At 44.4% G+C, this 9,603-nt stretch carries 5 protein-coding genes and 1 pseudogene; all 6 read right to left on the bottom strand.

The annotated features are described in order from the left end of the window. Positions 1-3,809: DNA-directed RNA polymerase subunit beta' (gene rpoC / locus Q0Q74_RS13685; protein ID WP_294431748.1), on the bottom strand; the 3,809-nt coding region annotated here is incomplete at its 3' end. Continuing rightward, positions 3,802-7,347 carry a DNA-directed RNA polymerase subunit beta gene (rpoB, locus tag Q0Q74_RS13680; protein WP_294431746.1) on the bottom strand — a complete coding sequence of 1,182 codons (3,546 nt, stop codon included), beginning with the start codon at positions 7,345-7,347 and terminating at the stop codon, positions 3,802-3,804. The genes rpoB and rpoC, both read right to left, overlap by 8 nt. 251 nt (positions 7,348-7,598) lie before the next feature. Continuing rightward, entirely contained in the window at positions 7,599-7,979 is a 381-nt protein-coding gene (gene rplL / locus Q0Q74_RS13675) for a 50S ribosomal protein L7/L12 (protein ID WP_294431744.1), read from the bottom strand. A gap of 213 nt (positions 7,980-8,192) precedes the next feature. Continuing rightward, positions 8,193-8,708, bottom strand: coding sequence for a 50S ribosomal protein L10 (gene rplJ, locus Q0Q74_RS13670; protein WP_294431742.1), 516 nt, complete (start codon positions 8,706-8,708; stop codon positions 8,193-8,195). Positions 8,709-8,711: 3 nt separating this feature from the next. Next, positions 8,712-9,392, bottom strand: a complete 681-nt coding sequence (gene rplA / locus Q0Q74_RS13665) for a 50S ribosomal protein L1 (RefSeq protein WP_294431740.1) — start codon at positions 9,390-9,392, stop codon at positions 8,712-8,714. After that, positions 9,392-9,603, bottom strand: a pseudogene (locus tag Q0Q74_RS13660) (50S ribosomal protein L11); the annotation flags it as partial. The gene rplA and the pseudogene Q0Q74_RS13660, both read right to left, overlap by 1 nt.

Here is a 9,603-nt window from a genome sequence, read left to right as displayed (position 1 = left end):
TTGTCATCGATTGCTACACCCTGTGCAGAGTAAACCGACTGGATCTCTGACATAAGGTAATCCATAAGTGCATTTTCACCAAGGATTGCAAGAATGTCATGTGCGCTTGGTGCGCCGTCACAAAGCTGCTCACCTGCCTCAACAGTATCACCGTCACGAACAAGCATTCGGCGAGTCATCGGAACAAGGTGCTCGTATGTTTTGCCATAAGCGTCTTCTACGATGACAATTCGTTTGCCTTTTGTAACACCGTTAAATTTAACGATACCGGCAATCTGTGAAAGAACACATGGTACTTTTGGTTTGCGAGCTTCGAACAATTCAGAAACTCGTGGCAAACCACCAGTAATATCATTTGTTTTAGCAGCTGCAACTGGAAGACGAGCAAGAGTGTCACCAGCTTTAACCTGCTGTTTATCATCAACATCAAGGACTGCATCAGCTGGCAAGAAGTATGAACCAAGTTCATTACCAGCCTCATCAGTGATGAGGATTCGTGGCTGCTTAACATCAAGATGCAAGTCTGAAATGTGTCGCTCAATGTTACCGTTATCAAGAATCTTTTCAACCAAAGTTGAACCGACAATGATGTCCTCGTAGTGAACATATCCTGAAACTTCGGCGATGATTGGCTCTTTTGAAGGATCGAATGTACCGAGAACCTTTCCAGCTTCGATAATGTCGCCCTCTTTTACGACGATAGTTGAACCGTTCGAGATTTCAACTTTCTGTTCATTACCTGTAAGATAAAGTGTGTCACCAAGGATAATGATTCGTCCGTTTTCTTTTGCGAGAACAGATTTTTTACCTTCGATAAGAACACCGCCCTTAAGGATTCGTCCGCCGTCAGAAACTGCGAGTTTGTCACCGCTTCCAATTTTGAATGAATCAATAATGCGTGTAACCATCATTGAGCCTTTACGAGTAAAGAGCATGTTGCCGTCACCGGTAGGAACATTCGTACCTGCGATTTTGCCGACAATGACCGGATATTTAAGAACGATTCGGTTATCTTCAGTAGCCTTAGAAGCCGTACCACCGACATGGAATGTACGCATGGTAAGCTGTGTACCAGGCTGACCGATTGACTGAGCAGCGATAACACCGACTGCCTCACCGATTTCAACGAGTTTGTTGCGTGCAAGGTTCTTTCCATAACACTTAACACAAACGCCGTGCTCTGCCTCACAAGTAAGAACAGTGCGGAGTTTTACTTTCTCAACACCAGCTTCTTCGATTTTCTTTGCAAGTTCATCAGTGATGTAATCATTAACATCGCAAAGCAACTCACCTGTAACCGGATGAATTACGCGTTCAATTGTGAAGTGACCTGCAATTCGTGTTGAAAGCGGAGTGATGATTTCGTCACCGTTTTTGATTGCAGTGTAATCGATACCGTTGATTGTACCACAGTCATCTTCATTAACAACAACATCCTGAGCAACATCAACCAATCGACGGGTCATGTAACCAGCGTCCGCAGTCTTCAAAGCAGTATCGGTAAGACCTTTTCGAGCACCGTTTGATGAAATGAAGTATTCGATAACCGAAAGTCCCTCTTTGAAGTTTGAACGAACAGGAAGCTCGATGATGTCGCCGTTCGGTTTAGCCATCAAGCCTCGCATAGCTGCAAGCTGAGAAATCTGTTTTTTAGAACCTCGCGCACCAGAGTCAGCCATCATGTAGATTGTGTTGAAACCGTCTTTGTCGGCCTTGAACTGATCCATCATGATGTCGGTAAGTTTTTCGTTTGTTCGCTGCCAAACATCGGTTACTTTGTTGTAGCGTTCGTCTGCAGTGATGACACCCTTAGAGTACTGAGAAACGATTTCCTCAACGATTTTGTTTGACTCATCAACCATTGCCTTCTTTTCTTCTGGAATGATGATGTCATCCATAGAAAGGGTTGCACCGAAGAATGTAGCGTTTTTGTAGCCGACATCCTTGATTGCGTCCAGCATTTTGATTGTAATCCAAGGTCCCTTTTCCTGATAGACGGTGGCAATCATCTTTTTGAGGTCTTTGTCGCCCATACCGGTGGTGACTTTCTTTGAAAGGTCAGCTTCTGTGACATGAGGATTGATATAACCAACCTCGTCAGGCATAGCCGCATTAAAGCGGATTCGTCCTGCAGAAGTCTGAATTACATCACCTTCAGCAAAATCTCCGTCTTTAAATGAAGATTTTGGAGCAGGAACTTTGATAAGAGCCTGCCATTCGATAAAGCCGTTTTCTGCAGCCATTGTAGCTTCATCAGCAGAAGAGAAGCGTTTGCCGGTTCCCTTTGCGTTCGGCTTAATTGAAGTCATATAGTAGATACCGAGAACCATGTCCTGTGACGGAAGAACGATTGGGTTTCCGTTTGCAGGGTCAAGAAGGTTTCGGGCAGAAAGCATGAGTGTCCAACATTCCATCTGAGCAGCCTGTGTCAAAGGAACATGGATAGCCATCTGGTCACCATCGAAGTCGGCGTTGAAAGCCTTACATGCGAGTGGGTGAAGTTTGAGAGCTTTTCCTTCTACGAGAACAGGTTCGAATGCCTGAATACCCAATCGGTGCAAAGTAGGAGCTCGGTTGAGCATAACTGGGTGCTCACGAACAACTTCGTCGAGGATTGCGTATACTTCAGGAGCTTCCTGCTCAACAAGAAGTTTTGCCTTTTTGATATTGAAAACGACATCTTTATCAACAAGCTTTTTCATGATGAAAGGCTTGAAGAGCTCAAGAGCCATTTTTGTAGGAAGACCACACTGCCAGAGTTTGAGCTCAGGACCTACAACGATTACAGAACGACCTGAATAGTCAACTCGTTTACCGAGCAAGTTCTGTCGGAATCGTCCCTGCTTACCTTTGAGCATATCAGAGATAGATTTGAGCGGTCTGTTTGAAGCACCCTTTACAACTCGCTTGCGCTTAGAGTTGTCGAAAAGGGCATCAACTGCTTCCTGCAACATTCGTTTTTCGTTTCGAATGATGATATCTGGAGCTGAGAGCTGCATCAATCTCTTGAGACGGTTGTTTCGGTTGATAACACGGCGATACAAGTCGTTCAAGTCAGATGTAGCGAATCGGCCACCATCAAGCTGAACCATCGGTCGCAAATCAGGCGGAATAACCGGAATTACATCAAGAATCATCCATGATGCTTTGTTTCCAGATGTGCGGAAATCTTCGACAATCTGAATGCGTTTGAGCAATCGTTTGTCAGATTTCTGACCTTTTTCAATCATTTTTGCACGAAGTTCTGCTGCAAGTTCATCAAGATTGAGGTTTTCAAGCAATGTCTTAACAGCTTCAGCACCCATGCCAGCAACGAAAGACTGACCACGATCGAGAACTTCATTGTATTCATCTTCTGAAAGAAGCTGATGTTTTTTAAGGTCTGTGTCGCCCGGATCAATTACGATGTATTTTTCGTAATAAAGAACAGAGCGGAGAGCTGCAACCTGAAGGTCAAGCAAAAGACCCATTCGGCTTGGAACTGAGCGGTAATACCAGATGTGGCTTACCGGAGCTGCAAGCTCAATGTGACCAGTTCGCTCACGGCGTACCTTGAAGTGTGTTACCTCAACGCCACAGCGATCACAGATTACGCCCTTGTAACGGATAGACTTGAATTTTCCGCAGTAGCATTCCCATTCCTTTGTAGTACCGAAAATGCGTTCACAGAAGAGACCGTCTTTCTCCGGACGAAGTGTACGATAGTTGATAGTTTCCGGCTTCTTAACCTCGCCGTAAGACCAGGCACGGATATTATCCGGTGAAGCCAGTTTTATTTTAATTGAATCGAAATCCTGAATATCACGCATCTTCATTCTCCTTGTCGAAACCAGAATTTGCCTTGTCAATCAATTCCTGGTCACGTTCGGTAAGAGCAATTCGTTTGCCCTTTGCGTCATAAATTGTGAAGTCCAAAGCCAGACCACGGAGCTCCTGAACCATAACATTGAATGATTCTGGAACGCCAGCTGGAGCTGCCGGATCACCCTTAACGATAGACTCGTAAATCTTTGAACGACCGTTCATATCGTCAGATTTAATTGTCATCATCTCCTGCAATGTGTTTGCAGCACCGTAAGCTTCGAGTGCCCAAACTTCCATCTCACCAAGACGCTGACCACCGAACTGAGCTTTACCACCAAGTGGCTGCTGAGTAACGAGTGAGTAAGGACCTGTTGAGCGGGCATGCATCTTATCATCAACCAAGTGGTGAAGTTTGAGATAGTAGATGACACCTACGAAGATTGGATTGACGAACGGCTCACCAGTACGACCGTCGCGTACAATCTGCTTACAGTCTGGTGAAAGGCCAGCTTCCTTGAGCTTTTCTGCAATCATTTCCTGGCTAGGAGTCTGGAATGCAGGACATTCAAAATACTGGTTGAGGTAGCGGCCAGCGATACCAAGCTCAGATTCCATAATCTGACCAATGTTCATTCGAGAAGGAACACCGAGTGGGTTCAAACATACATCGAGCGGAGTTCCGTCCTCAAGGTATGGCATATCTTCTTCTGGAAGGATTCGTGCGACGACACCTTTGTTTCCGTGTCGACCAGCCATTTTGTCACCTTCACGAAGTTTTCGTTTGTTAGCGATGAGAACTTTTACAACTTCATCAACACCTGGGTTCAAATCGTCGCCTTCGCTTCTCTTGAGACGCTGAACGTCAATTACAACGCCCTCAACACCATGTGGAACGCGGAGTGAAGAATCACGAACTTCCTTAGCCTTCTCACCGAAGATTGAGTTAAGGAGTTTGAATTCTGGAGTTGTCTCAGTCTCTGATTTTGGAGTTACTTTTCCGACGAGGATATCGCCTGAGCGGACTTTTGCACCAACGCGGATGATACCTTCAGCATCGAGATTATCAAGAGTCTTTTCTGCTGTGTTCGGAACATCACGAGTGATTTTTTCTGGTCCTAGCTTAGTCTCACGAATTTCAACCTGGAACTCTTTAATATGGATAGAAGTGTACATATCTTCTTTTACTACGCGGCGGCTGATAAGAACAGCGTCCTCATAGTTGTATCCATTCCAAGGTACGAATCCAACAAGCAAGTTGCGGCCGAGAGAAAGCTCGCCGTTGAATGTTGCTGGACCGTCTGCAAGGACAGCACCTTTTTTAACCTTTTCGCCACACTCAACAGTTGGTCGCTGGTGATAACATGTATCCTGGTTAGTTCTCTGATATTTGAGCAATGGATATTCATCAAGCAATCCGTCTTCATCACGCTTGATTTTTACCATGTCGCTTGTAACCCAAACAACTTCACCATCGTGCTTAGCCTTGATGAGAACGCCTGAATCATAAGCAGCCTTCTGCTCCATACCTGTACCAACATACGGTGGTTCCGGGAAGAGCAAAGGAACGCCCTGACGCTGCATGTTACAACCCATGAGAGCACGGTTAGCGTCATCATGTTCAAGGAACGGAACGAGAGAAGCTGAAACCGAAATAACCTGTCGCGGAGAGACATCCATGTACTGAATATCTTTTGCAGCACGAGTCGTATAATCGCCCTGGTGTCGGACAGAAACCATTGTTTCTGGACCGTTTGCGAAAGAACCGTCGCTCTTCATACCTTCTGCAACCTGACCGATGTAATAGCGGTCTTCATCCATAGCAGAAAGATATTCAACCTTGTCAGTCGCCTTTCCGTTCTCAACCTTGCGGTATGGAGTTTCAAGGAAGCCGTAGTCATTGATTTTTGTGTAAATAGCGAGAGAAACGATAAGACCGATGTTCGGACCTTCAGGAGTCTCAATCGGGCACATTCGGCCATAGTGAGTGTAGTGTACATCTCGAACTTCGAAGCCTGCACGGTCACGAGAAAGACCGCCCGGTCCCAAAGCGTTAAGTCGTCGTTTGTGAGTAAGCTCAGCAAGCGGGTTAACCTGATCCATGAACTGAGAGAGCTGTGAAGAACCAAAGAACTCTTTAATTGCAGCAACAATCGGTTTAATAGAAATCAAGTCCTGTGGCTTCAAAGTAACTGTTTCTTTGAGGCTCATTCGCTCTTTTGCGATTCGCTCCATTCGGCTGAACGCAGTTTTGAGCTGATTTGTCATCAACTCACCTACAGAACGGATTCGGCGGTTGCCCAAGTGGTCAATATCGTCGATTTTTTCGTTTCCGTTGTAGACATTGATGAGATGTTTCATTGTCTGAATGATATCATCTTTTACAAGAGTGAAATCTTCATATGGAGTCTCATAGCGGAATTTTTTGTTGAGTTTGTAGCGACCAACCCGGCCCAAGTCATAGCGTCGGATTGAGAAGAACATTGAAGTAAGGTCTTTTTCTGCATTCTCAACAGTCATTGGTTCGCCAGGCATAAGAACGGCGTAAACAGCTGAAAGAGCGTCTTCTTTTGTCGGCTCTTCATTGTCTGAGTCAGGATTTGTGTATTTGATATCCTCGCGCTCAAAACAATTGATAATCATCTCACTGTCAAGTGAAGGATTCTCTTCGTCTTTATCGCCAGGAGTTTTGCGTGCATCAAATTTGATTACGCAGATTTCTTTGACATTCTGAGCAAGAAGGTCATCGATGTCATGAGGATGAAGTTTTGTACCTGCGCGGAAAAGTTTTTTCTCTTCGTCACCGTCTTTTACGATAACTGCAGATGCGAGAACTTTATCAACCAGTGAGTCCTTTGATTTTTCATCAACAGCTACATTCTCTGTCTGATAGAAGCAGCGGATGATTTCTTCACGAGTTGAATATCCCAGAGCACGCAAGAAAATTGTACCAAGAATCTTCTTTTTGCGGTCAATTTTTGCGTAAATAAGTTCTTTTTTCTGGTCGATTTCAAATTCGAGCCAAGAACCACGGTAAGGAATGATTCGGCTTGAATACACGCCCTTATCATGATTAAAGATTACACCTGGAGAACGGTGAATCTGAGAAACAACGACTCGTTCAGCACCATTGATGATGAATGTGCCGCGGTCTGTCATGAGCGGAATGTCGCCCATGTAAATATCTTTCTGAAGAATTTCGCCTGAAGTTTTAAAGCTCAGGTTGATTCTAGCCTTCAAAGGTACAGCATATGTCTGACCTTTCTGTTTGCATTCAAGTTCAGAGAATTTGATGTTTTCTTCGTCAAGCTCATAAAAATCATATTCAAGGCGCATCTCGCCGTCCTGACTTTCGATTGGGAAAGTAGACTCAAAAGCGTCCTGCAAGCCCTGTCTAAGCAAAGGCTCTTTTCGGTCTAATCTGTCTTTCTGAAGGAAACTTTCATAAGAAGATGTTTGGATGTCGATGAGGTTAGGAATCTCCATGAAGTTCTGGATATCCTTTCCGTAATACTGACGATTGATTGTTCTGCTTTTAGCGAACATTCAGTACACTCCTAGAAGGGATTCGCTTTGTTCCACCTGCTACATCACAGAATCTATCTGTATAACATACAAGAAAATAACGGACAGCACAGAATGGGAAAGCGTATATGTAAAACTCTGTAGTATAAAATACGCAAAAAAGCCTACCCACACAGATATTCCCATGCAGGTAAGCTGCTTATTATTGCCACACGATTTTGCAAAACACATGTGGCATTTTTTGTTTTTATGCCGCTTTACACGACACAAAGTTATTTAACTGATGCCTTACCACCAGCTGCTTCAACTTCTTTAGCGAGTGCTTCAGCGTCTGCCTTAGAAACACCCTCTTTGAGTACTTTTGGTGCGCCTTCAACGAGAGCTTTTGCTTCGCCAAGACCAAGACCACACTTTTCTTTAACAAGTTTGATAACAGCAATCTTTTTAGCTGCATCGAAGCTTTCGAGAGTAACTGTGAATTCAGTCTGCTCTTCAGCTGCTGCACCACCAGCTGCTGCTCCAGGAGCTGCTGCAACTGCAACTGCTGCTGTTACACCAAATTTCTCTTCCATAGCTTTAACAAGCTCAGAAGCCTCAAGAACTGTCATTGAAGCGATAGCGTCAAGAATCTGTTCGTTTGTGAGAGCTGCCATATTATCTTCTCCTAAATAGGCAAGGTTCATTATGAACCAAAAATCGTATGCGGGCAGAACAAACTGAACTGCTTTATCCGCATTATATAATAGCCGAAGTCAAAACCGACCTGGCTTTGCACGGACAGTCCGACAGCAAATTGAAGTCTGACCGTGCTATCATAAGAAAGAATGGAACAACGCAAAAGCGTTTATCCACAGTTCCAGCAACTATTAGTTGCCGCCTTCTGCTGATTTTTTATCAACATATGCCTGCAAAGTAGCAGCGAGCTTCTGTACAGGACCATTGATTGTAGACATGAGCATTGCGATAAGCTGTTTTTTGCCCGGAACTTTAGAATAAGCTTCGATTTTAGCCTGATCGTAAATCTCATTGCCAATGTAACCGCCCTTAACAACAAGAGCTTTATTGTCTTTTGCGAAGTCAAAAAGAACTTTTGCAGCCTCGTTTGAATCCTCTTTAGCCATTACAACAGCTGTAGGACCTGTGAGGTAATCAGCAACATTCTCAATTTTGAGTTCTTCAAAAGCAACACGAGCAAAGTTATTTTTTACAACTTTGAGTGGAGCTTCATGCTCACGAAGTTTGTTTCGGAGAGCTGTAATCTGCTCAACAGTCAAACCACGGTATTCTGTGAAGATGAAGTCATTATACTCAGAAAATGCTTTCTTTGTTTCTTCGATAGCCTGAGTTTTAGCAGGCTGGAGAGCTTTTGCCAAGATAGCCATAGATTATGCCTCCTCCTTAATGTCAACCCAAACGCCAGGTCCCATTGAAGAGCTTACTGACACAGAGCGAACGAAATCTGCTTTTGCGTCAACCGGCTTTTTGCGGTCAATTTCTGCAAGAAGAGTCTTTGCGTTCTCAGCAACTTTTGCTGCGTCCATAGAAACTTTACCGACAGCGATGTGAATGATGCCAGTTTTGTCTGCACGGAACTCAGTACGACCCTTTTTAAGTTCATTGATTGCCGAAACGATGTCATTTGTTACAGTGCCAGTTTTTGGGTTTGGCATAAGACCTTTGCGACCCAAAACCATACCGAGACGACCGACATCTTTCATCATATCTGGAGTAGCAACAGCGATATCGAAATCAAGCCAGCCACCCTTTACTTTCTCGATGTACTCAGCAGCACCTGCATAAGCAGCACCTGCATCAAGAGCTTCTTTAGCACGCTCGTCAGAACAGAATACGAGAACTTTCTTCTCTGCTGTGAACTGATTTGGGAAAACCAAAGTATCACGCATTGTCTGGCTCTTGCCAAGGCGGAGAGCAACATGAAGTTCTACTGTTTCATCAAATTTTGCGAAGTGAACATCTTTTACGATTTCACAAGCCTTTTCAATTTTGTAAGCCTGTGTTGAATCGAACTTTTTGAGAGCGTCAGTATATTTCTTACCGTGTTTCATTAGTTAGCCTCCACTTCTACACCCATACTGCGAGCAGTACCAGCGACGATTTTTTTAGCTGCTTCGAGGTCATTAGCGTTCATGTCAGGCATCTTTGTCTTTGCGATTTCCTCAAGCTGAGCCTGTGAGAGTTTACCGACCTTGTCGCGGAGAGGATTTCCAGAACCCTTTTCGAGTTTGAGTGCTTTCTTGATAAGAACAGCAGCTGGTG

This window comes from uncultured Treponema sp. (genome assembly GCF_946187725.1).
Lineage (GTDB): Bacteria > Spirochaetota > Spirochaetia > Treponematales > Treponemataceae > Treponema_D.
The sequence above is the reverse complement of the archived record's forward strand: the minus strand, read 5'-3'. Positions and strand labels throughout refer to the sequence as shown.